We start from the raw sequence: 25065 nt of genomic DNA on the forward strand, positions 1-25065 counted from the left end.
CGGGACAGGAACGCGCGTCCGCGCCGCCGCCTACTTGACCGCCGTCACCAGGGCGAAGGAGAGCAGGTCGCCGCGGTCGGCTTCGAGCATGGCGATGACGCGGTCGCGGTCGGGGGCGCGGCTGGCGCGGGTCCAGGCGAGCCAGTCGGACCAGCCGGTGTCCTGCAGTCGGGCTGAGGTGACGGTGACCAGGCCGGTGACCGCCCAGTGGAACCGCCACCAGTCGGCGGTGTGCCAGGCGGCCGCCTCCCAGCCGACGCAGGCCTTGATGTGGGCGGGGATCTCGCCGAGCTCCCGGCGCAGGGCCGGCGTGGCGATGCCGAGCTGTCCGCCGGGCTTCAGGAACCGCGTGATGTAGGCGAGGTAGCCGTCGGCCGTGCCGAAGTACTCGTAGGCGTCGATGCTGACGATGGCGTCGAACGAGGCCGGCGCGAAGGGCAGGGCGTGGGCTTCGGCCCGGACGGCCTCCACCCGCCCGGCCACCCCCGCCTGCGCGAACACCGCGGCGGCCTGGGCGGGATCCACCCAGAGATCGGCGGCGACGACCTCGACCCCGAATTCGCGGGCCAGGAACACCGAGGTGGCGCCGCGGCCCGAGCCGAGGTCCAGCACCCGCATGCCGGGCTGCAAGTCGAGATCCCGCGCCAGGTCCTCCAGCAGCCACAGGGGGTTGGGGCCCATGTCCAGGTCCAGCAGCCAGGCCGCGTCGTACCTGGAGGTCAGGGGATAGCGGTCGGGCTGGTGGAGGTCGGGGGTCATGTTCCGGGACGGTAGGCGGACGGCGCGCGGGTCCGCAACGGGTGGCTTGCGCGAACTCGGGTCTCGGCGGCAGATAGGGAAGCTTGACCTTGGGAGGGCCTGTCATGCGTCGCTTGGTTGTTGCGGCAGCCGCCGCTTTCCTGTTCGCCGCGCCGGCCGGGGCGGCCGATCGTCTGCTGGATCTGCGGCAGCCGGAGGTGGTGGCCCAGGCCCTGCGGGAGGGCGGGTTCCGCGGCGAGGTGAAGACCAACAAGGCCGGCGAGCCCTATGTGCTGAGCGGCGTCAACGGGTCGGACTTCACCGTGGAGTTCTACGCCTGCGAAGGGGTGAAGAACTGCGCCTCCTACCAGTTCAGCAGCTGGTACAAGGCCGAGCCCCTGTTCACGCCCACCTTCGCCAATGACTGGAACCGCGAGAAGCGCTTCCTGAAGATCTCGGTGGGAAGCGACGGGGAATTGAACGAATACATGGACTTCACCGCCATCGGGAAGACCACCTACGACAACTTCATGGACAGCGTCGACTGGTACAAGACCATGGACGCCAGCCTCGCCCGGTTCATCGAGGACAAGCGCAAGGCGTCGGCGGGGAAGTAGGGGGTAGATCCTCCCCCAGCGCGGAGCGCGGTTTGGGGGAGGTGGCGCGCGTCGGAGACGCGTGACGGAGGGGGCGGCAGGCATGGCGTCTCCAACCAAGAGTCAAAGTCCCCCTCAGTCAGCCTGCGGCTGACAGCTCCCCCAGAGGGGGAGCATCTGTGGGGCGTCAGATCTGTGGGGGGCGGGCATGGAGGCGCCGGCGCGGACGCGGCGAATTGCGAAAGAGCTCCGGCGCACGATGAGCCTTCCGGAGGTCCTGCTGTGGGTTCAGATCAAGGGGCGGAAGCTGGACGGACTGCCGTTCCGAAAGCAGCATCCGATCGGCCCCTACATCCTGGATTTCTACTGCGAGCGGGCGAAGCTCTGCATCGAGATCGACGGTGCTAGCCACGGAACCGAAGACCGGCCGGAGCGTGACGCGCGACGGGATAGCTGGCTCGCTGAGCAGGGGGTGCGAACTCTGAGATTGCGGGCGGGCTACGTGCTGGAAGAGATGGACGGGGTGCTGTCGATGATCCGCAAGGCGGCGAAGGGCGAGCCTCTGGCCCCCTAGATCCTCCCCCAGCGCGGAGCGCGGTTTGGGGGAGGTGGCGCGCGTCGGTAGACGCGTGACGGAGGGGGTGGCCGGCGGGGCTCGGGGAAACAAAAGTCAAAGTCCCCCTCAGTCAGCCTGCGGCTGACAGCTCCCCCAGAGGGGGAGCATCTGGGTCTCCAGATCCTCCCCCAGCGCGGAGCGCGGTCTGGGGATGACGGCGTGGCTTGTCGCCCCCTCAGTGCGGCTTCTGCACCACCTTGAACACCGCGTTGGCCCGGGCGCAGGGGTCGCCGTCGGCGGTGACGAAGGCCTGGGCGAAGCAGAGCGAGTTTCCGGGTTTGACGAAGATGGTGTCGAACTCCAGCCACTGGCCGGTGCGGGCGACGCTGAGGAAGTCCACGGTGAGGTTCACCGTCACCAGGCTGGCGCCGGCGCCCAGGACCTGGCCGCAGGACAGGCCCATGGCGTTGTCGGCCAGGGCCGTGATCAGGCCGCCGTGGACGAAGCCGCGGCTGTTGGTGTGGGCCTGGCCGGCCGGGAGGCCCAGGACCACCGCGCCCTCGGTGCGGCGGCTGTAGAGGGGCTCCCAGGGCTGGGTCAGGGGGCTCTGGCGGTCATGCCGCGCGAAGCCCCGCGGGATGGCGCAGGACTCCATCACGCCGCCGCCGTGACGCGATGCAGGCCTTCCAGGGTCATGGCGCAGGCCCGGGCCGCCTCGGCGCCCTTGGTGACGAAGTGCTCGGCGAAGAAGGCCTGGTGGATGTCGTGCTCATGGAAGTGGTGCGGGGTCAGCACGACCGAGAACATCGGCACCTCGGTCTTCAACTGCACCTGCATCAGGGCCGAGACCACGGTCTCGGCCACGAACTCGTGGCGGTAGATGCCGCCGTCCACCACCAGGGCGCAGCCGACGACGGCGGCGTACTTGGCGGTCTTGGCCAGAGTCTGGGCGTGGAGGGGGATCTCGAAGGCGCCGGGGGTCTGGAAGACGTCGATCATCGCCTCGGGGAAGCCCAGCTTGGCCATCTCGGCCAGGAAGCCCTTGCGGGCCTGGTCGACGATCTGGTGGTGCCAGGAGGACTGGACGAAGGCGATGCGGGCCGGGCGATAGGCGCCGTGGGCCGTGGGGACTTCATGGATGACTTGGGGTTGGGTCGTGTGGGTCATGGTCGTTTCCCTAAGGTGGTTCAACCACGACTCAGGGAGACACTGACGACAGGTCGTTGGAGTCCACGCGCGAAGGCGTGGCGACCCATCAGCAGTGGTTCTCATAACCGGACTCTAACCGTCGGCCCCGGGATCACACCGGTGTCTGCTGTCCCTGGCGGCGATGAGGCCGACAGGCGCCCGCGGGCTCGTCCGGCCGCCCCCTGGAGAGGGAAGGCCGGCATTACCGCCGGTGGGGACTTTCACCCCGCCCTGAGAACGCGTCCGCCGGAACAGCCCGGCGATGGGGTCAGGCTAGACCCAAAGCCTGAGTTCAAACAAGCGTTTTGATGAGGGGGCTAGGGCGCGGGCGTTCGCGGCGCTAGGGTCCGCCGCCCGATTCCAGGACCTCGTGAGACCCATGTTCGAACGGCTGATCGCCTTCCAAGCCCAGCACCAGCCGCAGGGCCTGGCCATCGCCTCGGCCTGGGACCGGTTCACCTATCGGCAGATGGCCGACGACATTCGGCGCTGCGCGGCCTGGGCCGCGGAGCTGAAGCTGCCCTGGGGGTCGCGGGCCCTGCTGGCGGTGCCCCACCCCTATCTGCACTGGGTGCTGACCTTCGGCCTGGAGACCGCCGGGGTGATCACCGCGGCCGCCAGCCCCCTGCGCGGCGTGGCCGACGACCTGCGGCTGATCGGGGCCCATGCGCTGTTCGCCCGCGACGTCCCCGACAACGCGCTCGGCGTGCCGGTCCACCGGATCGACCAGGCCTGGCTGGACGGGCTGCAGCACTATTCGCCCACCTGGGCCGGCGACCGGCCCCGGCGCGGGGAGGACGGCTTCCGCATCCTGGCCACCTCGGGCACCACGGGGGAGGTCAAGAAGATCCTGCTGACCCGGGCGATGATGGACCGCCGGGTGGCCGAGACAGCCGTCACCCAGGTCTTCGCCCCGGCCCGCAGCCCGCGGGGGATCTCCGACATCGGGGTGGGCTCCCTGGCGGGGATCCAGCTGGCCTTCCTGTGCTGGACCCGGGCCGGGACCCTGTGCAGCCACGACCCGCGCGGGACCTGGGCCCAGACCCTGAAGGACCTGGCCGTCGACTTCATGGTGACCTCGCCCTACCACCTGCAGGGGCTGCTGCGCAGCCTGCCCGACGACCATGCGCCGGACCCCGAGCTGATCGTCGGCATCGCCGGCGGCTCCCTGTCGCGGCCCCTGGCCGAGGAATGCCGGCGGCGGCTGTCGCCCTACATCATCCTGACCTATGGGGCGACGGAGACCGGGAGCGTGACGGTGGGCCATATCGACACCCTGGAGGGCGCCGAGGACTCCGCCGGCTACCTCAATCCCTGGGCCCGGGTGGAGGTGCTGGACGAGGCGGGGATGGCGCTGCCGCCGGGCCGGATCGGCGAGCTGCGCATCGGCGGCGACCAAGTGGTGGAGGGCTATCTGGACGATCCGGCGGGGACGGCGGCGTTCTTCAAGGACGGCTGGTTCTATCCCCGCGACGTCGGCGTGCTGACCGAGCAGGGGCGGCTGCAGGTGCTGGGCCGGGTGGACGACCTGATGAACATCGGCGGCGCCAAGGTGGTGGCCTCCAAGCTGGAGAACCTGGTGCTGAGACTGCCCGGCATCCTGGACGCCGCGGCCTTCGCCGCCCCCGACGAACAGGGGCTGGACGCGCCGCACGTGGCCTATGCGTGCGAGGCCGGCTTCGACATCGCGCCCCTGGAGGCGATCTTCACCGACACCCTGAAGCGGCCGCCGCGGCTGATGCGGCTGGACGCCATCCCGCGCAACCTGATGGGCAAGATCCAGCGCAACACCCTGCGCGACATGGTGGTGGCCGCCGCATGAGCGAGGATCCCGAGGCGGGCGGCGGCTTCGACGTCGACGACTGGGGCCGGCTGAAGGCCTTCAACGGCGCGGTGGCGACCCTGGAGGACGTGCAGGCCAAGGCGGCGATCTTCGCGCTCGCCGATACGCGCAACGCCCGGGTGCTGGAGATGGACCTGCCCCAGCCGCTGATCTGGTGGAGCGACGACGGCGAGCAGGCCGCCGTGGCGGTCCAGGCCGAGGTCCACGAGACCGACGACGGCGAGACCATGGAGGTGCTGGGCCTGATCTTCCCCGACGGCGGCGGCGGGGTGGCCCTGCTGGACGACGTCGATCTGGTGGACGATACCGATCCCATGTGGCGCAAGCTGGTGGCCGAGGCGATCGGCGACGAGAGCGCCGACGACGCCTGACCATCCCTGCCCGGAGACCCCGCCGTGACCGTCAACCTGTTCAGCTTCATCGACCTCTATCGCCGCGTGGTCGAGACCGCCCAGCACCTGCTGGACAAGGGGCTGGCGCATGCGGCCGCCGAGGGCGCCAGCGAAGCCGACATGTTGGGCTGGCGGCTGGTGGAGGATATGGCGCCCCTGGCCTTCCAGTTCGCGGTGCTGTGCAACTTCCCGCGCTCTTGGCCCGCGCGGGTGGCTGGACTGCCGGTCCCGGAGGAGCTGACCCTGGAGCCCTCGGTGGCGCAGATCCGCCAGGGCCTGGCGGACGCCAAGGCCTATCTGGCCGCCTTGACGCCCGAGCAGTTCGCGGGACGCGACGAGATTCCGCTGACGGTGATGATCGGCACGGGCATGGAGCCGACCTTGCCGGCGGCCCAGTGGCTGACGGTCTTCGCCACCACCAACCTCTATTTCCACCTGTCCACCGCCTACGGCATCCTGCGGGCCAGGGGCGCTCCGCTCGGCAAGGTCGACCTGTTCGCCAGCGGGCTTTAGCCTCCACGCCGGCGGGAAGGCTTGCGCCGGGCGGGGAGCGCGGTCCTAATCGGCTGAGTTCGGCGAGGAACTTCATTGCGGGCGGGACGTTTCCGCCCAGTGGCGGGGTCGCCCTGTGACGCACCGGGGTGAGATGGACGGTCTGGACAATTTCGTGGCGTCCCACAGTGACGACAGCCGCTACCGGCTGCTGGTCGACGCCATCACCGACTACGCCATCTACATGCTCGACCCCACCGGACGGGTCACCAGCTGGAATCCGGGCGCGCGCCGGTTCAAGGGCTATGAGGCCGCCGAGATCCTCGGGCACTCCTTCGCCCGCTTCTACACCCAGCCCGACCAGGAGGCCGGGCTGCCGCAACGGGCCCTGGCCACCGCGGCCGCCACCGGCCGCTACGAGACCGAGGGCTGGCGGGTGCGCAAGGACGGCGCCCGCTTCTGGGCCCATGTGGTGATCGACGCCATCCGCGACCCGGCCGGCGAGCTCATCGGCTACGCCAAGATCACCCGCGACCTCACCGAGCGGAAGATCGCCCAGGAGAGCCTGAAGCGCAGCGAGGAGCAGTTCCGCCTGCTGGTCCAGGGGGTCACCGACTACGCGATCTACATGCTGGACACCGGCGGGATGGTGACCAGCTGGAACGTCGGGGCCCAGCGGATCAAGGGCTATATGCCCGACGAGATCATCGGCGAGCACTTCAGCACCTTCTACACCGACCACGACCGCGCCGCCGGGGAGCCGCAGGCGGCCCTGGCCACCGCCGCCGCCGTGGGCCGGGTCGAGAAGGAGGGCTGGCGGGTGCGCAAGGACGGCAGCCGCTTCTGGGCCCATGTGGTGATCGACGCCATCCGCGACGACACCGGGGCGGTGATCGGCTACGCCAAGATCACCCGCGACAACACCGAGCGCCGGGAGGCCCAGCGGGCCCTGGACCAGGCCCGGCAGGCCCTGCTGCAGTCCCAGAAGCTGGACGCCATCGGCCAACTGACCGGCGGGGTGGCGCATGACTTCAACAACCTGCTGATGGCGGTGATGGGCAGCCTGGAGCTGCTGAGGAAGCGGCTGCCCGACGATCCCAAGGCGCTCGCCCTGCTGGAGAACGCGGTGCACGGGGCCCAGCGCGGGGCGGCCCTGACCCAGCGGATGCTGGCCTTCGCCCGCAAGCAGGACCTGAAGCTGGAGGGCGTGGACCTGGCGGCCCTGGTGGGCGGGGTGACCGGCCTGCTGGAGCGGTCCCTAGGCCCCGACATCGAGCTGACCTCCAGTTTCCCGCCGGGCCTGCCGCCGGTGCTGACCGACGCCAACCAGCTCGAGACGGTGCTGCTGAACCTGGTGGTCAACGCCCGCGACGCCATGCCCGAGGGTGGGCGGATCACCATCAAGGCCTCGGAGGAGGCCCTGGGGCCGACCTCGGAGGTGGGGCTGCCGGCCGGCGCCTATGTGCGGCTGGCGGTGACCGACACCGGAACCGGGATGGACGAGGACACCCTGGCCCGGGCCGCCGAGCCCTTCTACACCACCAAGGGGGTGGGCAAGGGGACCGGCCTGGGCCTGCCGATGGTCTACGGCTTGGCCGAGCAGTCGGGCGGGCGGCTGGTGCTCAACAGCCGGCCCGGACACGGCACCCAGGTGGAGCTGTGGCTGCGGCGCGCCGACAGCCTGGCGACGCCCGAGCCCCCCGAACCGCACGTCCTGGCCGACAGCGCGCCGTCGCGGCCCCTGGTGGTGCTGACGGTGGACGACGACGGCCTGGTGCTGATGAACACCGCGGCCATGCTGGAGGACCTGGGGCACCGGGCCATCGCGGTCTCTTCCGGCTTTGAAGCCCTGCAGGCGCTGGGCGAGCACCAGGTGGACCTGGTGATCACCGACCACGCCATGCCGCAGATGACCGGCCTGCAGCTGGCCGACGAGATCCGCGCCCGCCACCCGGACCTGCCCATCGTGCTGGCCACCGGCTATGCCGAGCTGCCGCCGGGGGCGGGGGAGGACGTGCCGCGGCTGGCCAAGCCCTACAGCCAGGCCCAGCTCGCGCGGCTGCTGCGGGGCCTGACGCGCAAGCCCGGCTAGGCTGGGCTAGGCCCGCTTGTTGAGGGTGATGGCGCTGGCCGAGCCGGGGGCGGAGGGGGCGGCCTTGGGGCCGTAGCCGGCGCCGGTGTTGCGCTGGGCGGCGACCTCGTTGGCGATGGTCTTCACCAGGCCCTCGGTGACCGTGCGGGCGGCGTCCAGGGCGCGGCCCTGGCGGGCCAGCACGCTGTCGAAGGCCTCGGTGGCGCGGATCAGGCGCGTGCGCTGGGCCAGCGGCGCGGCGGCCACCATGGTGGGGTCGGCGCGGACCCGGGCGGACTCGTGGCGGTAGATATTGGCCAGCCGCGAGGTCTCCTCGATGAGGGTCATGGCGTCCTGGGGCCGCTGCTGCTCGAAGGCCTGGGCCTCCTGCAGGATCAGCTCGGTGAGGCGCTCGGTGAGGATCACCAGCTGCTCGACGCGATCGGCGGCGTCCATGGCGGAAAGGGCCATCGTGATTTCCTAACTCAGACCTTGAAGCTTCAGCATTTCCTTAGCGACGACGGAGGAGACCCCGACGCCGCCGGACTTCACGACCTGCTTGGCCATGGCGTCCGTCATGAAGGACTTGAACATCTCTTCCCCGTGCCCGCCGCCGAAGGGCTCGGAGGTGTTCACGTCCTTCATCATCGCCCCCAGCATCACCGAGAGGAACGAGCTCTCGAAGTCCTTGGCGGTCTTCTCGATCTGACCGCGCTTGGACAGTTCGGCCGCGCTCATGGGCGCAGGCGACGGCGGCAGGTTTGCGGCGGGGGCGGCGATGTCGGCCATCACATGACCTCGATGTCGGCTTGCAGGGCGCCCGCGGCCTTGATGGCCTGCAGGATGGAGATCATGTCGCGCGGGGTGACGCCCAGCGCGTTGAGGCCGGCCACCAGGGTGGCGAGCGAGGCGCCCTCGCGCAGGGTGATCAGCTTCTTGCCCTTCTCCTCGTCCACCGAGACGCCCGACTGGGGCACCACCGTGGTGCGGCCCTGGCTGAAGGGGGCGGGCTGGCTGACGGCGGGGCTTTCCTGGACGCTGATGGTCAGGTTGCCCTGGGCGATGGCGACGGTGGAGATGCGGACGTTCTCGCCCATGACCACGACCCCGGCCACCTCGTCGATCACCACCTTGGCGGCGTCGTCGGGATCGACCGTGAGGTTCTCGATCTGGGAGATGAAGCCCACCATGTTCGTGCCCGGCGCGGGCTGGATGGTGACGATGGTGGGGTTGTCGGCCCGGGCGCAGCCGGGGAATTTCGCATTGATGACGTCGGCGATGCGCTTGGCGGTGGTGAAGTCGGGGTTGCGCAGGGTCATGCGCAGCTGGGCCATGCTGGCCAGCTGGAAGCCGATCTCACGCTCGACGATGGCGCCCGAGGCGATGCGGCCGGCGGTGGGCACGCCCTTGGAGATGGAAGAGCCCGAGGCGCCGCCGGCGGAGACCGAGCCGGTCTGCACCGTGCCCTGGCCGACGGCGTAGGCCTGGCCGTCGGCGCCGAGCAGCGGGGTCACCAGCAGGGTGCCGCCCTGCAGGCTCTTGGCGTCGCCGAGCGCCGAGACGCTGGCGTCGATGGGGGAGCCGGTGGCCACGAAGGCCGGCAGCTTGGCGGTGACCATGACGGCGGCCACGTTCTTGGTGTTGAGGTTGGCGTCGCGGGTGTTGACCCCCAGCCGCTCCAGCATCGCCTCGAGGCTCTGCTTGGTGAAGGGGGCGTTGCGCAGGCTGTCGCCCGTGCCGTTCAGGCCCACCACCAGGCCGTAGCCCACCAGCATGTTCTCGCGCACGCCCTCGAACTCGACGATGTCCTTGATCCGCGACCGGGCGAAGGACGGACCGGCGGCCAGGGCCGCGGCGAGCAGGACGGCGCTGAAGAGGCGAAGCGGTCGACGCATGAAACCCCGGGGGCCAACGGAAATAAGCTCCCCACGCCCTTGCGACGGGCGTGCCAGAGCGGTGTCCGAGAAAAGCCCAAGGATTCCAGTGGTTGAGTCGGGAGCCTGCGCGGCAGGCCGGGGTGCGGCGGCAGAATTTGCCCGGCATTAACCATACCCTAAGCATGCCGGGGCGATGACTGGGAGCGAAACGTCAGGTCAAGAGTTCGACTCACCCATGAAGGTCAACGGAACAAGCGGCGTCGGATCGGCGAGCGGGCCCGGCAAGGCGCGTCCGGCCGGCGACGGCGCGGGCTTCCGACTGCCCGCCGCCGAGGCGGCCCCGGCGCCGGCCCAGGCCGCCCGGGCCTCGGGCCTGTCGGGGGTCATGAGCGTGGACGCCATCCTAGCGTTGCAGGAGATGGGCGGGCCCCTGGAGGCCAAGCGCCGCGCCGTGCGCCGCGCCGGCCGGATCCTGGACGTTCTCGACGACGTGAAGGTGAGCCTGCTGTCGGGCGAGATGTCCGCCGACCAGCTCGATCGCCTGCGAATCGCCCTGCGCGACGAGCGGGAGGGCACCGAGGACACCAAGCTCGAAGGGGTTCTGGACGAGATCGAAACCCGGGCCGCCGTGGAGCTGGCCAAGCTCGAATGCGCGAAACGTGCGGCTTAATCGTCCGTCGTGCGCGAGCTGCGTTGAATCAAAAATTCGTTTTGATATAAGCGGCCCGCGTGTCTAAGGGGCGGTACTCTAGGGGGCGTGAGGCGTAAATGAGCACAGCCGCAGTGATGGCTGGAAAGCCGGGCTATCAACCTTCCGAGGATGAGCCCTTCATGAACGAGCGTCAGCTTGAGTACTTCAAGCAGAAGCTCCAGGCGTGGAAAGACGACATCCTGCGGGAATCCCGCGAGACGCTCGTCCACCTGCAAAGCGAAACCGAGAACCATCCGGACCTGGCGGACCGGGCGACGTCGGAGACCGACCGAGCCCTGGAACTCCGGACCCGCGATCGCCAGCGTAAGTTGATCTCCAAGATCGACGAAGCCCTGCGCCGCATCGCCGATGGTTCCTACGGCTATTGCGAAGACACCGGCGAGCCGATCGGCATCGCCCGTCTCGACGCCCGGCCGACGGCGACCCTCAGCCTCGAGGCGCAGGAACGCCACGAGCGCCGGGAACGCGTCCACCGCGACGACTAGGCGAGGGGCCTTTGGCTTCGCCCTGACCCTTCGCCCTTGCGGAGAAGGGTTGCGGGCTGCCGCGCCGCCCTTGGCAATTGCCCTGCTCATCCCGGCGAAGGCCAAGATGAGCGGTTGAGTGTCTGCGCCAATCGCCGCGCCCGGCATTGCGATGGCCCTGAGGCTGGCCTTCCCCGCCGAGCCGGGCTAGCAGACCGCCCCATGATCCGCCTCGACAATATCTCCAAGCAGAACGGCCACCAGATCCTGTTCATCGAGGCCTCGATGGGGGTCCAGAAGGGCGAGAAGGTCGGGCTGGTCGGGCCGAACGGCGCCGGCAAGACGACGCTGTTCCGCATGATCACCGGCCAGGAGCAGCCCGATGACGGCCTGGTCACGATCGATCCCGGCATGACCATCGGCTATTTCAGCCAGGACGTCGGCGAGATGTCCGGCCAGAGCGCGGTCGCCGCGGTGATGGATGGGGTCGGGCCGGTCAGCGCGCTCGCCACCGAAATGGCCAGGCTGGAGGCCGCCATGGTCGATCCAGACCAGGCGGGCGACCTGGACGCCAACATGGAACGCTACGGCGAGGTGATGGAGCGCTTCCAGGAACTGGACGGCTATGCGCTGGACGCCCGCGCCCGCGAGGTCCTGGCGGGCCTGAGTTTCAGCCAGGAACGCATGGACGGGGATGTCGGTCTGCTGTCCGGCGGCTGGAAGATGCGGGTGGCGCTGGCCCGCATCCTGCTGATGCGGCCCGACGGCATGCTGCTGGACGAGCCCAGCAACCACCTCGACCTGGAAAGCCTGATCTGGCTGGAGGCGTTCCTCAAAAACTATGACGGCGCGCTGCTGATGACCTCGCACGACCGCGCCTTCATGAATCGCATCATCGGCAAGGTGGTGGAGATCGACGGCGGTTCGCTCATCACCTATTCCGGCGACCTCGACTTCTACGACCAGCAGCGCGCGATGGGCGAACAGCAGCGCCAGGCGCAGTACGAACGCCAGCAGGCCATGCTGGCCAAGGAAATCAAGTTCATCGAGAAGTTCAAGGCGCGCGCCAGCCACGCCGCCCAGGTCCAGAGCCGGGTGAAGAAGCTGGACAAGATCGAACGCGTCGAGGCGCCGCGCCGCCGCCAGTCGGTCCAGTTCGAGTTCCGGAGCCCGCCGCGGTCGGGCGACGACGTGATCAACCTGCGCGATGTCCATAAGGGCTATGGCGACCAGCCGATCTACGAAGGCCTCGACTTCCTGGTGCGCCGCAAGGAACGCTGGTGCGTGCTCGGCGCGAACGGCGCCGGCAAGTCGACGCTGTTGAAGCTCGTGGCCGGCGCCACCACGCCCGACAAGGGCACGGTCAGCACGGGCGCCAGCGTCAGGATGGGCTATTTCGCCCAGCACTCCATGGACCTGCTGGACGGTGAAGAGACCGTCTTTGAGTCCCTGGACAGCTCATTCCCGCAGGCCGGCCAGGGGGCGCTGCGCACGCTGGCGGGGTGCTTCGGCTTCTCCGGCGACGATGTCGAGAAGCCCTGCCGTGTCCTGTCCGGCGGCGAGAAGGCGCGGCTGGTCATGGCGAAGATGCTGTTCGACCCGCCGAACCTGCTGGTCCTCGACGAGCCCACCAACCACCTCGACATGGCCACCAAGGAGATGCTGGTGGCGGCCCTGGCGGACTTCGAGGGCACGATGCTCTTCGTGTCGCACGACCGCCATTTCCTGGCGGCGCTGTCGAACCGGGTGCTGGAGCTGACCCCCGAGGGGGTCCATCGCTACGATGGCGGCTATAGCGAATACGTGTCCCGCACGGGCCAGGAAGCGCCCGGTCTGCACCCGGGAGCCTAGCGGGCGGTCTGGGGCGCCGCTTTCCGGGTGGCGAGGGGCGGGCGGCGCGGCTACATGACGAAGCATGACCAACCGCCTCGTCATCGCCGCCATCCAGGCCAATCCCACCGTCGGCGCCATCGCCGCCAATGAGGCCCTCGCCCGCGAGCGGCTGGCGGAGGCCCACGCGGCAGGCGCGGACATCGCCCTGTTCTCCGAGCTGTTCCTGACCGGCTATCCCCCCGAGGACCTCGCCCTGAAGCCCGCCCTGTGGGCCGCGGGCAAGGCCGCGGTCGAGCGGCTGGCCCTGGCCACCAAGGACAGCTGCGCGGCCCTGGTGGGGCTGATCTGGCCCGCCGAGCGCCCCGGGGCCAAGCCGCGCAACGCCCTGGCCTTCCTGGCCGAGGGCGAGATCAAGGGCGTGGCCTTCAAGTGCGACCTGCCCAACTACGGGGTGTTCGACGAGAAGCGCGTGTTCGAGCCGGGCCTGGGTCCCTCCGTCTTCGAATGGAAGGGGGTCAAGTTCGGGGTCCCGATCTGCGAGGACATCTGGGCGCCGGCGATCTGCGCCGACCTCAAGGCCAAGGGCGCCGAGATCCTGCTGGTCACCAACGGCTCGCCCTTCCGCCGCCTGGCCGAGACCGAGCGCATGGACGTGGCCACCGCGCGGGTGGCCGAGACCGGCCTGCCGCTGGTCTATGTCAACGAGGTGGGGGGCCAGGACGAGCTGGTGTTCGACGGCGGCTCCTTCGCGCTCTCGGCGACGGGCGAGGTGGTGATGCGCCTGGCGATGTTCGAGGAGCGCCTGGCGATCTGCGTCTGGGAAAAGGCCGACGACGGGGTCTGGGTCTGCGTCGAGGCTCCGATGGAAGACTGGGTCTCGGGCCCCGAGGAGGTCTACCGGGCCATGGTCCTGGGCCTGAGGGACTACGTGAACAAGTCCGGCTTCCCCGGTGTATTGCTTGGCCTTTCCGGCGGCGTGGATTCGGCAATCGTGGCAGTGGTGGCGGCCGACGCGCTGGGCCCCGACCGGGTGCGCTGCTTCATGCTGCCCTCGCGCTACACCAGCCAGGACAGCCTGGACGACGCGGCAGGGTGCGCGAAGCGCCTGGGGGTGCGGCTGGACGAGATCGCCATCTCGCCGGCCGTCGACGCCTTCGCCGAAATGCTGACGCCGCTCTATGAGGGCCGCGCGCCGGACCTGACCGAGGAGAACATCCAGGCGCGCACCCGGGGCCTGGCCCTGATGGCGCTCTCCAACAAGCTGGGCTCCATGCTGCTGACCACCGGCAACAAGAGCGAGATGGCCGTCGGCTACGCCACCCTCTACGGCGACATGTGCGGCGGCTTCAACGTGCTGAAGGATGTCTACAAGACCGAGGTCTACGCCGTCTGCGCATGGCGCAACGCCCACGATCCCTACGGCGTGGCGGCCTCGCCGATCCCCGAGCGGATCCTCACCAAGGCGCCCTCGGCCGAGCTGCGGCCCGACCAGAAGGACCAGGACAGCCTGCCGGAATACGCCGAGCTGGACGCCATCCTGCATGGGCTGGTGGAGGAGGAGGCGACCCTGGACGAGATCGTCGCCCGCGGCCATGCGCCGGCCACCGTCGAGCGGGTGCAGCGCCTGCTGTACAATTCCGAATACAAGCGCCGCCAGGCCGCCCCAGGCGTCAAGATCGGCCCCCGCGCCTTCGGCCGCGACCGCCGCTATCCCATCGTCAACGGCTTCCGCGACGTGGTGACGACGTAGGCTTCGAGGTCCTCCCCCCCTCCAGGGAAGGGGGGCCGCGAGGCCGTGGGCCTGGGATCCACCTTGCCCGGGAACGCGCTGCGCGCTGGGGGCGGAATTGGGTGGCAGTCGCCTCATGCGCGACGCCAGATTGCACTTCGAAGCTTGGCTGTTATCCTGCGTCCACTTTGGGCGGAGGGGTTTGGGATGCGGTTGTTTTCGCGGCTGGCGGTTTGCGCCGGTCTGATGATGGTGCTGAGCGCCTGCGCCACCACCGTCGACATCAGCGCCCGCTTCCCGCCGCGCTACGCCGAGACCGCCAATATCCGCAGGATCGCCGTGGCCGGCTTCGACGGCTATGGCGGGCGCGAGTTCCAATCGGCCCTGCAGGCCGAGCTGTTTTCCGCCACCTTCGACGGCCACCCCTATTTCACCGTGGTGGCGACGGGCGGCCCCAGCAATCCGAGCGCGGCGGCCGGCTATGGCCGCTCGGTGGGCGCGCAGGGGGTGATCCTGGGCACGGTGGGCACCGACTTCAACACCTCGACCTACCAGGGCAGCGAGAGCCGCTGCGTCCGGTGGGAGGGTGACAAGTGCAAGGAATACAAGTCCTTCCCCATCCCCTGCTGGCGCCGCAACGTCGACCTGATGGTGACGCCGAGCCTGGTGAGCGTGGCCACCGGCCGGGTGGTCTATTCGGCCCAGAAGCGGGCCAGCCGCAACACCTCCTGGTGCGGCAACGAGGCGCCGTCCACCGGCGACCTGGCCCTGGTGACCGACGCCCAGCGCGAGATCCTCGGCGATATCCGCCGCGACATCGCCCCCTACAACACCACCCTCTCGGCCACCCTGAAGACCAAGGGCGTGGGACTGAGCGAGGCGCTCAAGCCGCAGTTCACCGCCGCGGTGAAGGCCGCCTCCAGCGGCGACATGGCCGGCGCCTGCCAGGGTTGGACCAGCATCAACACCGCCCAGCCGGGCAACCTGGACACCGTCTATGACCTGGGGGTGTGCGCCGAGAGCGCCGGCGACTACGGCAAGGCGCTGGCCCTCTACCGCCAGGCCCAGCGCCTGTCGCCGGCCGCCGACAACGCCATCAACGAGTCCATCGCCCGCGCCCAGAACCTCGCCGACGCCAAGGCGGCCCTGGCCCGCAGCCAGAGGAAGTAGGGCGCTCTGGCCCTCTCCCACTTGTGGGAGAGGGTAGGGTGAGGGCTCTTTCCGAAGGTCCGCGGTTGCTCCACGTCAGGGACGCGCAGCTCTGCTGCGCGCGCCCTCACCCTGGCCTCTCCCCCAAGGGGGAGAGGGGCGCTGGACTTTCTTGCGCGGACTCTGTCGATGCGCCCCGCACTGGATCGTCGTCCTGAATGGCGAGAGAGTTGCGCGGCGATGGTGTCGCGGCTCGCGTTCAGGAGACGGTTTCATGCGCTTCATGTCCTTCATCACCACCACGGTCGACGCCGGCCCTCCGCCCCCCGAGCTCATGGAGGCGATGCACAGGCTGGCCGACCGGGAGATCAAGGCCGGCCGCATGATCGACGACGGCATGCTGGCGCCCATCGCGGCCGGGGCGCGGGTCAGCGTCCGGGGCGGCAAGCTCGCCGTGCTGGACGGCCCCATGGTGGAGGCCAAGGAGGTGGTGGGCGGCTACGCCATCTTCGAGTTCCGCAACAAGGAGGAGGCGGTGGCCTCGGCGGTGGAGTTCCTGCAACTGCACAAGGACCACATGCCCGGCTGGGAAGGCGTCTGCGAAGTGCGCGAGATGATCAGCCGTTGAGTCCGGAGGCGGACGCCCATCGCGCGATCCTGGCCGTCTGGCGGGTGGAGCAGCCGCGGCTGATCACCAGCCTGGCCCGCATGCTGCGCGACGTGCCGCTCGCCGAGGAGCTGACCCAGGACGCCCTGATCGCCGCCCTCGAGCGGTGGCCGGAGACGGGCGTCCCCGAGCGTCCCGGCGCGTGGCTGATGGCGACCGCCAAGCGCCGGGCCCTGGATCACCTGAGGCGCGGCCCCATGCTGGCGCGCAAGCACGGCATGGTGGCCCGCGAGCTGGAGGCGCAGCAGCAGGCCATGCCCGATCTGGACGCCGCCCTCGACGACGACATCGGCGACGAGATGCTGCGGCTGGTGTTCACCGCCTGCCACCCGATCCTGTCGCGGGACGCGCGGACTTGCCTGGCCCTGCGGATGATCTGCGGCCTGACCACGGCGGAGATCGCGCGGGCCTATCTGTTGCCGGAGGCGACCATCGCCCAGCGGATCGTGCGGGCCAAGAAGACGCTCTCGGAGTCGGGCCTGGCCTATGAGACCCCGCGCGGAGAGGACCTGGCCGCGCGCCTCGCCTCGGTGCTGGAGGTGGTCTACCTGATCTTCAACGAGGGCTATACGGCCGCCCGCGGCGAGGACTGGCTGCGGCCCCAGCTCTGCGACGAGGCCCTGCGACTGGGCCGGGTGCTGACCGCCGTGGCCGGGGACGAACCCGAGGCGCACGGCCTGCTGGCCCTGATGGAGCTGAACGCCTCGCGCGCCGCGGCGCGGACCGACGCGGCGGGGGAGCCGATCCTGCTGCTGGACCAGGACCGGGGGCTCTGGGATAGCTTGCAGATCCGCCGCGGGCTGAAGGCCCTCGCCCGCGCCCATGAGCTGGGTGGGGCCGGGGGCTTCCATGCCCTGCAGGCGGCCATCGTCGCCTGCCACGCGCGGGCGACGACGGCGGCGGAGACCGACTGGGGCGGGATCGCCGCCCTCTATGCCGAGCTGGCGGCCGTGGCGCCGTCGCCCGTCGTCGAGCTCAACCGCGCGGTGGCGGTGGGCATGGCCGAGGGGCCGGCGGCGGGGCTGGCCATCGTCGAAGGCCTGATGGGGGAACCGGCGCTGAAGACCTATCACCTGCTGCCCAGCGTGCGCGGCGACCTGCTGGCCAAGCTGGGCCGCCACGGCGAGGCCCGCGCGGCCTTCGAGGCCGCCGCCGCTCTGGCGGGGAACTTGCGGGAGCGGGACTTTCTGCTGAGGCGGGCGCGCGAGGCGGGGGAATAGCCGAGCTTCGATGGGCTCGGTAGGATCGCCCCATGACATCCGCCGCCGCCGCCATCGCCTGTATCGAGGCCTTCACCGACCGGTTCAACGCCCGCGATCCGGCGGGCATGGACGCGACCCTGCACTTCCCGCACCTGATCCTGGCCGACGCGCAACTGGTGATCTGGAAGGCGCCGAGGCAGCTCTCGCCGACCTATTTCGACGAGCTGGAGGCCACGGGCTGGGCGCGCAGCACCTACCACGCCAAGCAGGTGGTGCTGGCGAGCGACAGGAAGGCGCACCTGCTGGTGGACTATTCCCGCGACCGGGCCGACGGCACGCAGATCAGCCGCCACCAGAACCTGTGGATCGTGACCCTTGAAGACGGGCGCTGGGGCCTGAAGCAGAGATCCTACTGAGATGGACGAGATCACGCTGAGGACAGCGGTCCCGGCCGACGCCGCGGCGATCCGCGACCTGACGCGGGCGGCCTACGCCAAATGGGTCCCGCTGATCGGGCGCGAGCCCAAGCCGATGGGGGCCGACTACGTGGCCGCCGTGCGCGAGCACCGGTTCGACCTCCTGTATGTGGCGGGGAAGCTGGCGGCCCTGATCGAGACCGTCGACGAGGGCGACCAACTGCTCATCGAGAACGTGGCGGTGGCGCCGGAGCACCAGGGGCAGGGCTTGGGTCGTCGCCTGCTGGCCCAGGTCGAGGCGATCGCCGCGGGCCTCGGCCATGATCGCATCCGGCTCTACACGAACCAGCGCTTCGAGGAGAACATCACCCTCTATGGCCGTGTCGGCTACTGCATCGACGGCGAGGAGCCGATCGGCGACGCGGTGCGCGTGAACATGAGCAAGGCGCTCGCCCCCGACTGAGGGCCAATTGCCTTCCACAGGCCCACCGTTATCGTAGGTTGTCGTGGCGAACGTGAAGGCTGCGCCCGCGCAGGGAAGGAACACGCCATGATCCTCGGCCGATACATCCGCCGGGCCGCGCCCTTGGCCGTGGCGGTGGGTTTGATCTGCCCGGGCCTTGCCCTGGCCGACATGCCCGCGACCTGTGGTGACGCCCAGGCGCGAAAGGACGAGCAGGTGGTCGAGGCGGCGCTTGAAGCCAAGACCCCCGCGGCGCTCGCCGCCAAGGTCCCGGACCTGGAGGCGGCGCTGTCCCATGCGCCCGCGAGCTATCCGCAGATCGAGCAGGTGGGACAGGTCTACCGCATCCGGGGGATCGCCGATGACAAGGCCCGTTCCCTGACCTTGATGCTGCTGGTGACGGCGGCGAAGGAGCACCGCAACGCGCAGGCGGTCCGCTGCCCCGACACCTATCCGAACGCCGCCCTGCTGGCCGGTGTCTACTGGAACGAGGTCAAGACGCCGGCGAGGGCCCTGGCGGCGCTGGACCGGGGCTACGCCCTGCGGCCCGGCGACAGCAAGCTGGTGACGGAGAGGGGAATCTCTCTGCTGCTGCTGCGGCGGCTGGAGGAGGCCATCGCGATGTACTCCGCCTGGCTGGAGGGGGTTCCGAGCTCCACCAACGACAGCGGCCTGGTGAAGATGCTCTCGGAGATGACAGACAATGGCACAGATCGGGACCGTGCCCGCGTCCTGCGCGCCCGGGCGTTTTCCTATGTCGAACTGAACAAGCTCGATCTCGCCGAGGCCGACTACCGGGCCTCTCTCATCCTGGAGCCGGGCAACAGCAAGGCGCTGGGGGAGCTAAACTACATCGCCGGACTGCGCGCCGGTTCGGCGCCCACGGCGGTGGTGATCGGAACCGTGAAGGCGCCCAGGGACTAGGTCTCCGCGGCGAGGGGTTCGCCGCGACCTCAGGAGGCCCCCAGCCGGCGCAGGACCTCGCGGGGGATCTGGTGGTGGGCGATGACGGGGCGCTGGTCGCGCAGGCCCAGGGACTCGCGCTGGACGAAGAACATCCAGGTGGCCTTGGCGGCGGCCTTCACCAGGGCGTCGCGGGGCTCGGTCTGGTCCTCGCCGGCGTCGTAGGCGCGCAGGGCGGCCAGGGCCTTCTCCATCTTGCCGCCGATGCGGCCCAGGGCGGCGGCGGCCTCGCCGGCCATCTCGTGCTGCAGGAGGTCAAAGCCGCTGTCGCGGGCGGAGGGGGCCTGGCGTTTGCTGAACATGGGCGCTCCCATTGATCGGTCGGTGGAGATTAGCCAATTCCCCGCGGAATGCGCTAGTTCCCCCAGGATTAGGTCATCCGCAGGACGACGCTCTCCGGGACCGGCTCGGCGGGCCGCACGCCGCTGAGGGCCGGGATGATGTCCTCGACGCGGTCGACCGAGATCCAGCTGTCCATGAATTCCGGCGGGGTGAGGCGCGCGTCCACCGTGTGCTGGAAGAGGGCGTAGAGCGGCTCCCAGAAGCCGTTCGGGCTGTAGAAGACCACCGGCTTGGCGTGCAGGTCCAGACGGCGCCAGGAGAGCAGCTCGACGATCTCCTCCAGGGTGCCGATGCCGCCGGGCAGGACGATGAAGCTGTCGGCGCGATCGAACATGATCTGCTTGCGCTCGTGCATGGAGGAGACGACGACGGTCTCCACCACGTCCAGCCGGCGCTCGCGCTCCTTCAGGAAGTGGGGGATGACCCCCAGCACCTCGCCGCCGGCCTTGTGGGCGGCGATGGCGCAGGCGCCCATCAACCCGACCCCGCCGCCGCCATAGATCAGCTTCAGCCCGGCCGCCGCCATGGCCCGGCCCAGGTCCGCGGCGTCGGCCAGCAGCTGGGGATCGGCCGCGTCGGAGGAGCCGCAGAACACGCAGGCGCTCGAAAGGGGGGCGAGGTCTTGCCCCATGGGCGGTAAGCTCCGGAAAAGGACTCAAAGGCGCGCGCTGCTGACATGTTCGGCGCGCGGGGTCGATTAGCTAGGGTCTGGGTTAAGGAGTTTCAAGCAAGCCGTGATCCGCGTCCCGATTCCTATCGTCGCAGCCCTGCTGCTGACCGCCTGCGGCGCCGAGGCCCCCCGGGTCCCCATCGCGCCCAAGAAGGAGCCCGCGGCCCAGGCCGCCGGCTATGCGATCCCGGCCATGGTCACCCGGGTCGAGGCCGGGCCCGCGGGCCTGACCCTGACCGGCTCGGCGCCGGCCGGGGCGCCCGTCCGCCTGGCCAGTCCCGACGGCGCGGCCATGGCCGCCAAGGCCGACGACAAGGGCGTCTGGCGGCTGATCGTCCCGGCGGCGACCCAGCCGCGGCTGTTCGGCCTCTCCTCCACCCAGGGCGCCCGCACGGTCCAGGCCCAGGGCTACCTGCTGCTCACCCCCGACGGCCGCGGCTATCTGCTGCGTTCGGGCGCCGGGGCGGTGCGGGTGGGGCCGGTGGCGGGGCTGGCGATCACCACCTTCGACTTCGACCGGGAGGGGGCCGCCGTGGTCTCCGGGGCGGCGCCGGCCAGCGCCACCATCACGGTGCGCGCCGACGGCCGCCAGAGCGCCGACGGCCGGGCCGACGCGGCGGGGCGCTTCGCCATCTCGCTGAGCCAGCCCCTGGCGGCCGGCGCGCACGCGATCAAGATTTTTAGCGACGGGGCCGAGAATTCGGCGACAATCGACACCTCGCCCGCGGCCTCCCTGGTCGACGGGCCATTTCGAAGCAGCACCACGCCCGCGGGTTTGCGGGTGGACTGGATGACGCCGGGCGGCGGGGTCCAGTCCACAGTGATCCTCAATTGATCTCGGAATTTTCGCCTATCGCGTGACGTCCGGATTTCGGCCGTCGCGCTCTCGAACGGAGCATTTTCAAGGTGACATTCATGCACGCCGGCGGTGACCGGCGGTTCGCAAGTCCGGGGGCCGTGTCGCCGCCCTCGGTGAAGTTCAGCTTCTGGGCCTCGATGGCCGACCTCGGCCGGCTGGTCATGCGCTCGGGCGCCAAGGGCCTGTCCTGGCGCATCCCGGTGGCGCTCGCCGCCGTGTTCGTCGGCAAGCTGGCCGGCGTCACCGCCCCGGTGATGCTGGGGGACGCCATCAACACCCTGTCGCCCGCCGCCGGGCAGGCCGTGGCCATCGGCGCGGACTTCGTGGTCCTGGCCCTGGCCTTCGCGGGCCTGCGGCTGGTGTCCTCCTGCGCCCCCTATCTGCGCGACGCCATCTTCACCACCGTGTCGCAGTCCACCATGGCCAAGGCCGCGGTGGAGACCTTCGCCCATGCGCTCGCCCTGTCGCTGGACTTCCACCAGGGCAAGCAGACCGGAATGCTGGCGCGCATCATCGACCGGGGCTCGCGCTCCACCGACTTCCTGATCCGCAGCGTGGTGTTCAACCTGGGTCCCACGGCGGTCGAACTGGTGATGGCCCTGGTGGTGATGGTCCTGCGGCTGGACTGGCGGTTCGCGGCCACCACCTTCGTGACCATCGTCATCTACACGGTGGTGACGTTCCGGATCACCGACTGGCGGCTCAGCCACCGGCGCGAGCTGAACGAGGCCGACAGCCGCTCGGCGGGGCTCTCGGTGGACGCCATGATGAACTACGAGACGGTGAAGACCTTCGGGTCGGAGACCCGCACCGTGGCCCAGTACGAGGCCGCCATGGGCGACTATGTGGTCGCCTCGGTGAAGGCCAACACCTCGCTCTCCCTGCTCAACGCCGTGCAGGCGGTGATCCTGACCATCGGCCTGGCCCTGATGACGGTGCTGGCCGGGCTGGAGGTGATCGAGGGGCGCATGCGGATCGGCGACGTCACCACCGCCATCCTGCTGCTGACCGGCATCTACCAGCCCCTGAACATGCTGGGCTTCAACTATCGCGAGATCCGCCAGGCCTTCATCGACATGGAGCAGATGGTCAGCCTGACGGCCCTGAAGCCCGACATCGTCGACGCCGCCGACGCCGCCGACCTGCCGCCCTCGGCGGCGCACGGCGCCGACGTGGCCTTCGAGGGCGTGACCTTCCAGCACGACGCCCGCTCCAGCGGCCTGAAGGAGGTCAGCTTCCACGCCCCGCCGGGGACCACCACGGCCATCGTCGGCCCCTCCGGCGCCGGCAAGACCACGGCGGTGCGCCTGGCCCTGCGGCTGATCGATCCCCAGGCGGGACGGGTGACGATCGACGGCATGGACCTGCGCCAGGTGCGCCAGGCCTCCCTGCGCCGGGCCGTGGCCCTGGTGCCGCAGGACGTCGCCCTGTTCAACGACACGGTCTACGCCAATATCGGCTTCGCCCGGCCCGACGCGACGCCGGAGGAGGTGCGCAAGGCCGCCGAGGACGCCGAGCTGGGGCCCTTCATCGACGCCCTGCCCAACGGCATGTCCACCATGGTGGGCGAGCGCGGCCTGAAGCTGTCGGGGGGCGAGCGCCAGCGGGTGGGGATCGCCCGCGCCCTGCTGGCCAATCCCCGCGTGCTGATCCTGGACGAGGCCACCAGCGCTCTGGACGGCCGCACCGAGGAGGCGATCCAGGCCACCCTGCGCAAGGTCCGCGCCGGCCGCACCACCCTGGTGGTGGCCCACCGCCTCTCCACCATCGTCGACGCCGACCAGATCGTGGTCCTGCGGCGGGGCAGGATCGTCGAGCGGGGCACCCACGCGGAACTGCTGGCGAAGGCCGGAGAATACGCGGCGCTCTGGCGGCGGCAGACGCGGGAGCAGTAGCTCTATGGCCACGGCGAGGAGATCGACGCTGATCCGGTTCTGGCTCTCCCAACATCAGGGGGGCATCGGCGTCGCCTTGGGCGCAGTCATTCTGGTCGCCCTGGCGGCTGTCGTGCTGCCGAGGATGGCCCCCAATGTCGAACGGGTCGGGCGGGTCACGGGGTTTGGAGTCGGCGAGACCGAGGAGGGGAGCTATCCGGTGGCCCACATCCAGCTCTCGGACCGCCAGGTCACGGTGAGGCTCTCCGGAGGCCATGGGTGCCATCTGGGCGACCGCATCCGGGTCGGGGAGGGACGACAGGTGTGGGGGGCGTCCTATGGCGTCGGGCCCCGGCCCTGCGTGGTCCGAGAGGCGTCGGCCGATGCGCAAGCCCGCTAGCGCTCCCAAGACCCCCAAGCCCAAGGCCTCCGCCGTGCAGTCGGTAGGACGGTGCGTTTGCGGGGCCGTGAGGCTGGAGATCGACGTGCCGGCGGTCTGGGCCTGGCATGACCATTCGGCGGCCAGCCGCCATGCCCAGGGGGCGGCCTACGCCACCTATGTGGGGAGCTGGCGCAGCCGGTTCCGCATCCTGGAGGGGGAGGCGCACATCCGCCGCTACGAGGATCCGGAGCTGGGGACGGCGCGCAGCTTCTGCGGGACCTGCGGCACGCCGCTGTTCTATGAGCGGCCACGCTCGCCGAAGATGGTCAACATTCCCCGCGCCCTGTTCGCCGAGCGGACCGGCCGCGAGCCGCGCTACCACACCTCGGTGGCGCAGATGGCCGACTGGACCTGGCGCGGGGAGAAGATGGCGCCCCTGAAGGCCTATCCGGGGGTGATGTTCGTGCGGCCGCGCAAGACCCCGCCGGCGCCGGACGGCATGTTCTAGCTGAGGCGCTTCCAGTAGAGGATCGTCCCGCTGAGGCCGCCGTGGGGCTTCAGGGCGTAGTCGGGGATCTCGCCCACGCGGACATAGCCCAGGCCCTCATAGAGCCCCGCCGCGCCGCCGTCGCTGGCGGTGTCGAGCACCAGCAGGGAGCGGCCATGCTGGCGGGCGAGAGCCTCGGCCGCGCGCATCAGGGCCGCGGCGATCCCCCGGCCGCGACAGCTCTCGCGGACCATCAGCTTGGCGATCTCGCCGCGGTGCGGCTGGTTGGGCGGGCAATCCAGCAGCAGGGTCACCGTGCCGGCCAGGACCTCGCCCTCCCAGGCCCCGAGGACGACGCGCTTGCCCTCGGCGGCGGCGCCCAGGGCGCCGTCCCAGAAGGCGGCGGAATCGGCCTTCGACAGGGGATGCATGAAGCTGACCGAGGCGCCGCCGGCCACCACCTCGATGAGCAGGTCGCGGAGCCGGGGCGCGGCGTCGGGGCCGAGGGGGCGGATGTCGAACATGTCAGCTCCGGGCCAGGGCGACGACATAGGCGCAGGGCTCGGCGGTCTCGTTGGCGATGGTGACCTCGCCGGGCGGGCCGAAGCCCAGGGCGTCGCCGGCGGCCAGGCGGTGGCGCTCGCCGCCCTCGTGGATGGTCAGCTCGCCGGCCTGGACCCAGACCACCTGGCGGATGCGGGCGTAGGACGAGGCGGGCAGGGTGACCTTCCGCCCGGCAGGCATGTCGACGCTCACCAGCTCCACCGGATGGTCGGGCCGGCTGAACACCTGGCGGCGGAGATAGCCGGTCTCCGGATCGCGCCAGACCGGCTGGTCGGCGGCCCGCGACAGCCGGTCCTCCTGGCCCTCGGCCCGCAGCAGCAGGCCCGCCAGGGTCAGGTCGAAGGCGCCGGCCAGCCGCACCAGGATGACCGCCGTGGGGCTCATCTCCTCGCGCTCGATCTTGCTGATGGTGGCCTTGGCCACCCCCGACCGTTCGGCCACCTCGGCCAGGGACCAGCCGCGGGCGTCGCGCTCGAGCCGAAGGCGCGCGGCGATGCGGGCGCCGGTATCGTCCACTATAGTCGGCATTCGTCCTG

30 protein-coding genes and 1 riboswitch are annotated in these 25065 nt (G+C 70.3%); of the genes, 20 read left to right on the forward strand and 10 right to left on the reverse strand.

What is annotated here, in order from left to right; all coding sequences use genetic code 11:
- Positions 1–30 precede the first annotated feature (30 nt).
- Positions 31–759, reverse strand: coding sequence for an SAM-dependent methyltransferase (locus AC1RN5_RS05600; RefSeq protein ID WP_493040256.1), 729 nt, complete (start codon positions 757–759; stop codon positions 31–33).
- 104 nt (positions 760–863) lie between these two features.
- Here AC1RN5_RS05600 and AC1RN5_RS05605 point away from each other — a divergent pair, with 104 nt between their 5' ends.
- Together AC1RN5_RS05605 and AC1RN5_RS05610 are read left to right on the forward strand one after the other, a co-directional pair.
- Complete coding sequence (locus AC1RN5_RS05605; protein ID WP_493040257.1) at positions 864–1355, forward strand: YbjN domain-containing protein; 492 nt, start codon at positions 864–866, stop codon at positions 1353–1355.
- Positions 1356–1542: 187 nt separating this feature from the next.
- Positions 1543–1908 carry an endonuclease domain-containing protein gene (locus AC1RN5_RS05610; protein ID WP_493040258.1) on the forward strand — a complete coding sequence of 122 codons (366 nt, stop codon included), beginning with the start codon at positions 1543–1545 and terminating at the stop codon, positions 1906–1908.
- 217 nt (positions 1909–2125) lie between these two features.
- Here AC1RN5_RS05610 and AC1RN5_RS05615 read toward each other — a convergent pair whose 3' ends face one another.
- Together AC1RN5_RS05615 and AC1RN5_RS05620 are read right to left on the reverse strand one after the other, a co-directional pair.
- On the reverse strand, positions 2126–2545 hold the full coding sequence (locus AC1RN5_RS05615; protein WP_493040259.1) for a PaaI family thioesterase: 420 nt from the start codon (positions 2543–2545) through the stop codon (positions 2126–2128).
- Positions 2545–3057, reverse strand: a complete 513-nt coding sequence (locus AC1RN5_RS05620) for a 6,7-dimethyl-8-ribityllumazine synthase (RefSeq protein WP_493040260.1) — start codon at positions 3055–3057, stop codon at positions 2545–2547. The genes AC1RN5_RS05615 and AC1RN5_RS05620 overlap by 1 nt, the downstream gene beginning before the upstream one ends.
- Positions 3058–3150: 93 nt before the next feature.
- A riboswitch (FMN riboswitch) is annotated at positions 3151–3321 on the reverse strand.
- 136 nt (positions 3322–3457) lie between these two features.
- On the opposite strand from AC1RN5_RS05620, the gene AC1RN5_RS05625 reads away from it, so the two are divergent.
- From AC1RN5_RS05625 to AC1RN5_RS05640, 4 genes are all read left to right on the forward strand, one after another.
- Complete coding sequence (locus AC1RN5_RS05625) at positions 3458–4900, forward strand: class I adenylate-forming enzyme family protein (RefSeq protein ID WP_493040262.1); 1443 nt, start codon at positions 3458–3460, stop codon at positions 4898–4900.
- Entirely contained in the window at positions 4897–5292 is a 396-nt protein-coding gene (locus AC1RN5_RS05630; protein ID WP_493040263.1) for a hypothetical protein, read from the forward strand. Before AC1RN5_RS05625 ends, AC1RN5_RS05630 begins: the two co-directional genes overlap by 4 nt.
- Before the next feature lie 24 nt (positions 5293–5316).
- Positions 5317–5826 (forward strand): DUF1993 domain-containing protein, encoded by a 510-nt coding sequence (locus AC1RN5_RS05635; protein ID WP_493040264.1) that lies wholly within the window; start codon positions 5317–5319, stop codon positions 5824–5826.
- Positions 5827–5980: 154 nt separating this feature from the next.
- The gene (locus AC1RN5_RS05640; protein ID WP_493040266.1) at positions 5981–7897 is read left to right on the forward strand and encodes a hybrid sensor histidine kinase/response regulator; all 1917 of its coding nucleotides are present in this window, start codon (positions 5981–5983) and stop codon (positions 7895–7897) included.
- A 6-nt stretch (positions 7898–7903) separates the two neighbouring features.
- Here AC1RN5_RS05640 and AC1RN5_RS05645 read toward each other — a convergent pair whose 3' ends face one another.
- From AC1RN5_RS05645 to AC1RN5_RS05655, 3 genes are read right to left on the reverse strand one after another with little or no spacing between them, the layout of a single operon-like run.
- Positions 7904–8347: a flagellar basal body protein gene (locus tag AC1RN5_RS05645; protein WP_421932072.1), complete on the reverse strand. Its 444-nt coding sequence runs from the start codon at positions 8345–8347 to the stop codon at positions 7904–7906.
- Positions 8348–8356: 9 nt separating this feature from the next.
- Positions 8357–8665, reverse strand: a complete 309-nt coding sequence (locus tag AC1RN5_RS05650) for a rod-binding protein (protein ID WP_493040268.1) — start codon at positions 8663–8665, stop codon at positions 8357–8359.
- Positions 8665–9771, reverse strand: a complete 1107-nt coding sequence (locus tag AC1RN5_RS05655) for a flagellar basal body P-ring protein FlgI (RefSeq protein ID WP_421932070.1) — start codon at positions 9769–9771, stop codon at positions 8665–8667. Before AC1RN5_RS05655 ends, AC1RN5_RS05650 begins: the two co-directional genes overlap by 1 nt.
- Before the next feature lie 217 nt (positions 9772–9988).
- Between AC1RN5_RS05655 and fliX the strand changes: the two genes are divergently transcribed.
- The 10 genes from fliX to AC1RN5_RS05705 all read left to right on the forward strand — a co-directional run bounded on the left by fliX (position 9989) and on the right by AC1RN5_RS05705 (position 19312).
- A complete protein-coding gene (gene fliX, locus AC1RN5_RS05660; protein ID WP_493040270.1) occupies positions 9989–10423 on the forward strand; it encodes a flagellar assembly regulator FliX in 435 nt (144 codons plus the stop codon).
- A 98-nt stretch (positions 10424–10521) separates the two neighbouring features.
- A complete protein-coding gene (dksA, locus tag AC1RN5_RS05665) occupies positions 10522–10950 on the forward strand; it encodes an RNA polymerase-binding protein DksA (RefSeq protein ID WP_421932068.1) in 429 nt (142 codons plus the stop codon).
- Between the two features lie 201 nt (positions 10951–11151).
- Entirely contained in the window at positions 11152–12780 is a 1629-nt protein-coding gene (locus AC1RN5_RS05670) for an ABC-F family ATP-binding cassette domain-containing protein (RefSeq protein WP_493040273.1), read from the forward strand.
- A gap of 64 nt (positions 12781–12844) precedes the next feature.
- Complete coding sequence (locus AC1RN5_RS05675) at positions 12845–14512, forward strand: NAD+ synthase (RefSeq protein ID WP_493040274.1); 1668 nt, start codon at positions 12845–12847, stop codon at positions 14510–14512.
- A 186-nt stretch (positions 14513–14698) separates the two neighbouring features.
- Positions 14699–15661: a tetratricopeptide repeat protein gene (locus tag AC1RN5_RS05680; protein WP_493040275.1), complete on the forward strand. Its 963-nt coding sequence runs from the start codon at positions 14699–14701 to the stop codon at positions 15659–15661.
- Between the two features lie 253 nt (positions 15662–15914).
- A complete protein-coding gene (locus AC1RN5_RS05685) occupies positions 15915–16268 on the forward strand; it encodes a YciI family protein (protein ID WP_493040277.1) in 354 nt (117 codons plus the stop codon).
- Positions 16265–17527, forward strand: coding sequence for an RNA polymerase sigma factor (locus AC1RN5_RS05690; protein WP_493040278.1), 1263 nt, complete (start codon positions 16265–16267; stop codon positions 17525–17527). The genes AC1RN5_RS05685 and AC1RN5_RS05690 overlap by 4 nt, the downstream gene beginning before the upstream one ends.
- A gap of 32 nt (positions 17528–17559) precedes the next feature.
- Positions 17560–17925, forward strand: a complete 366-nt coding sequence (locus AC1RN5_RS05695) for a DUF6841 family protein (RefSeq protein WP_493040279.1) — start codon at positions 17560–17562, stop codon at positions 17923–17925.
- 1 nt (position 17926) lies between these two features.
- The gene (locus AC1RN5_RS05700) at positions 17927–18388 is read left to right on the forward strand and encodes a GNAT family N-acetyltransferase (RefSeq protein WP_493040280.1); all 462 of its coding nucleotides are present in this window, start codon (positions 17927–17929) and stop codon (positions 18386–18388) included.
- An 87-nt stretch (positions 18389–18475) separates the two neighbouring features.
- The gene (locus AC1RN5_RS05705) at positions 18476–19312 is read left to right on the forward strand and encodes a hypothetical protein (RefSeq protein WP_493040281.1); all 837 of its coding nucleotides are present in this window, start codon (positions 18476–18478) and stop codon (positions 19310–19312) included.
- Positions 19313–19341: 29 nt separating this feature from the next.
- Here the strand turns inward: AC1RN5_RS05705 and AC1RN5_RS05710 are convergent, their stop codons facing one another.
- Together AC1RN5_RS05710 and AC1RN5_RS05715 are read right to left on the reverse strand one after the other, a co-directional pair.
- The gene (locus tag AC1RN5_RS05710) at positions 19342–19653 is read right to left on the reverse strand and encodes a DUF6665 family protein (RefSeq protein ID WP_493040282.1); all 312 of its coding nucleotides are present in this window, start codon (positions 19651–19653) and stop codon (positions 19342–19344) included.
- A gap of 68 nt (positions 19654–19721) precedes the next feature.
- Complete coding sequence (locus AC1RN5_RS05715; RefSeq protein WP_493040283.1) at positions 19722–20324, reverse strand: LOG family protein; 603 nt, start codon at positions 20322–20324, stop codon at positions 19722–19724.
- 103 nt (positions 20325–20427) lie between these two features.
- Between AC1RN5_RS05715 and AC1RN5_RS05720 the strand changes: the two genes are divergently transcribed.
- The 4 genes from AC1RN5_RS05720 (at position 20428) to AC1RN5_RS05735 (ending at position 23986) form a co-directional block, all read left to right on the forward strand.
- Positions 20428–21198 carry an Ig-like domain-containing protein gene (locus tag AC1RN5_RS05720; RefSeq protein WP_493040284.1) on the forward strand — a complete coding sequence of 257 codons (771 nt, stop codon included), beginning with the start codon at positions 20428–20430 and terminating at the stop codon, positions 21196–21198.
- An 80-nt stretch (positions 21199–21278) separates the two neighbouring features.
- The gene (locus AC1RN5_RS05725; protein ID WP_493040286.1) at positions 21279–23117 is read left to right on the forward strand and encodes an ABCB family ABC transporter ATP-binding protein/permease; all 1839 of its coding nucleotides are present in this window, start codon (positions 21279–21281) and stop codon (positions 23115–23117) included.
- Positions 23118–23193: 76 nt separating this feature from the next.
- A complete protein-coding gene (locus tag AC1RN5_RS05730) occupies positions 23194–23496 on the forward strand; it encodes a hypothetical protein (RefSeq protein WP_493040288.1) in 303 nt (100 codons plus the stop codon).
- Positions 23480–23986, forward strand: a complete 507-nt coding sequence (locus AC1RN5_RS05735; protein ID WP_493040290.1) for a GFA family protein — start codon at positions 23480–23482, stop codon at positions 23984–23986. The genes AC1RN5_RS05730 and AC1RN5_RS05735 overlap by 17 nt, the downstream gene beginning before the upstream one ends.
- On the opposite strand, the gene AC1RN5_RS05740 is transcribed toward AC1RN5_RS05735, so the two are convergent.
- Together AC1RN5_RS05740 and AC1RN5_RS05745 are read right to left on the reverse strand one after the other, a co-directional pair.
- Positions 23983–24489, reverse strand: a complete 507-nt coding sequence (locus tag AC1RN5_RS05740; RefSeq protein WP_493040292.1) for a GNAT family N-acetyltransferase — start codon at positions 24487–24489, stop codon at positions 23983–23985. The two genes, AC1RN5_RS05735 and AC1RN5_RS05740, sit on opposite strands and share 4 nt — an antisense overlap.
- Before the next feature lies 1 nt (position 24490).
- Positions 24491–25057 carry a helix-turn-helix domain-containing protein gene (locus AC1RN5_RS05745; protein WP_493040293.1) on the reverse strand — a complete coding sequence of 189 codons (567 nt, stop codon included), beginning with the start codon at positions 25055–25057 and terminating at the stop codon, positions 24491–24493.
- Between the last annotated feature and the right edge of the window lie 8 nt (positions 25058–25065).

The organism is Phenylobacterium sp. GW821-FHT12F10 (assembly GCF_058806695.1).

Bases quoted from the DNA above. Each gene is read 5' to 3' on its own strand.
- AC1RN5_RS05600 (WP_493040256.1), bottom strand. From the start codon at position 759: ATGACCCCCGACCTCCACCAGCCCGACCGCTATCCCCTGACCTCCAGG.
- AC1RN5_RS05605 (WP_493040257.1), top strand. From the start codon at position 864: ATGCGTCGCTTGGTTGTTGCGGCAGCCGCCGCTTTCCTGTTCGCCGCG.
- AC1RN5_RS05610 (WP_493040258.1), top strand. From the start codon at position 1,543: ATGGAGGCGCCGGCGCGGACGCGGCGAATTGCGAAAGAGCTCCGGCGC.
- AC1RN5_RS05615 (WP_493040259.1), bottom strand. From the start codon at position 2,545: ATGGAGTCCTGCGCCATCCCGCGGGGCTTCGCGCGGCATGACCGCCAG.
- AC1RN5_RS05620 (WP_493040260.1), bottom strand. From the start codon at position 3,057: ATGACCCACACGACCCAACCCCAAGTCATCCATGAAGTCCCCACGGCC.
- AC1RN5_RS05625 (WP_493040262.1), top strand. From the start codon at position 3,458: ATGTTCGAACGGCTGATCGCCTTCCAAGCCCAGCACCAGCCGCAGGGC.
- AC1RN5_RS05630 (WP_493040263.1), top strand. From the start codon at position 4,897: ATGAGCGAGGATCCCGAGGCGGGCGGCGGCTTCGACGTCGACGACTGG.
- AC1RN5_RS05645 (WP_421932072.1), bottom strand. From the start codon at position 8,347: ATGGCCCTTTCCGCCATGGACGCCGCCGATCGCGTCGAGCAGCTGGTG.
- AC1RN5_RS05650 (WP_493040268.1), bottom strand. From the start codon at position 8,665: ATGGCCGACATCGCCGCCCCCGCCGCAAACCTGCCGCCGTCGCCTGCG.
- AC1RN5_RS05655 (WP_421932070.1), bottom strand. From the start codon at position 9,771: ATGCGTCGACCGCTTCGCCTCTTCAGCGCCGTCCTGCTCGCCGCGGCC.
- fliX (WP_493040270.1), top strand. From the start codon at position 9,989: ATGAAGGTCAACGGAACAAGCGGCGTCGGATCGGCGAGCGGGCCCGGC.
- dksA (WP_421932068.1), top strand. From the start codon at position 10,522: ATGAGCACAGCCGCAGTGATGGCTGGAAAGCCGGGCTATCAACCTTCC.
- AC1RN5_RS05670 (WP_493040273.1), top strand. From the start codon at position 11,152: ATGATCCGCCTCGACAATATCTCCAAGCAGAACGGCCACCAGATCCTG.
- AC1RN5_RS05675 (WP_493040274.1), top strand. From the start codon at position 12,845: ATGACCAACCGCCTCGTCATCGCCGCCATCCAGGCCAATCCCACCGTC.
- AC1RN5_RS05680 (WP_493040275.1), top strand. From the start codon at position 14,699: ATGCGGTTGTTTTCGCGGCTGGCGGTTTGCGCCGGTCTGATGATGGTG.
- AC1RN5_RS05685 (WP_493040277.1), top strand. From the start codon at position 15,915: ATGCGCTTCATGTCCTTCATCACCACCACGGTCGACGCCGGCCCTCCG.
- AC1RN5_RS05695 (WP_493040279.1), top strand. From the start codon at position 17,560: ATGACATCCGCCGCCGCCGCCATCGCCTGTATCGAGGCCTTCACCGAC.
- AC1RN5_RS05700 (WP_493040280.1), top strand. From the start codon at position 17,927: ATGGACGAGATCACGCTGAGGACAGCGGTCCCGGCCGACGCCGCGGCG.
- AC1RN5_RS05705 (WP_493040281.1), top strand. From the start codon at position 18,476: ATGATCCTCGGCCGATACATCCGCCGGGCCGCGCCCTTGGCCGTGGCG.
- AC1RN5_RS05710 (WP_493040282.1), bottom strand. From the start codon at position 19,653: ATGTTCAGCAAACGCCAGGCCCCCTCCGCCCGCGACAGCGGCTTTGAC.
- AC1RN5_RS05715 (WP_493040283.1), bottom strand. From the start codon at position 20,324: ATGGGGCAAGACCTCGCCCCCCTTTCGAGCGCCTGCGTGTTCTGCGGC.
- AC1RN5_RS05725 (WP_493040286.1), top strand. From the start codon at position 21,279: ATGCACGCCGGCGGTGACCGGCGGTTCGCAAGTCCGGGGGCCGTGTCG.
- AC1RN5_RS05735 (WP_493040290.1), top strand. From the start codon at position 23,480: ATGCGCAAGCCCGCTAGCGCTCCCAAGACCCCCAAGCCCAAGGCCTCC.
- AC1RN5_RS05740 (WP_493040292.1), bottom strand. From the start codon at position 24,489: ATGTTCGACATCCGCCCCCTCGGCCCCGACGCCGCGCCCCGGCTCCGC.
- AC1RN5_RS05745 (WP_493040293.1), bottom strand. From the start codon at position 25,057: ATGCCGACTATAGTGGACGATACCGGCGCCCGCATCGCCGCGCGCCTT.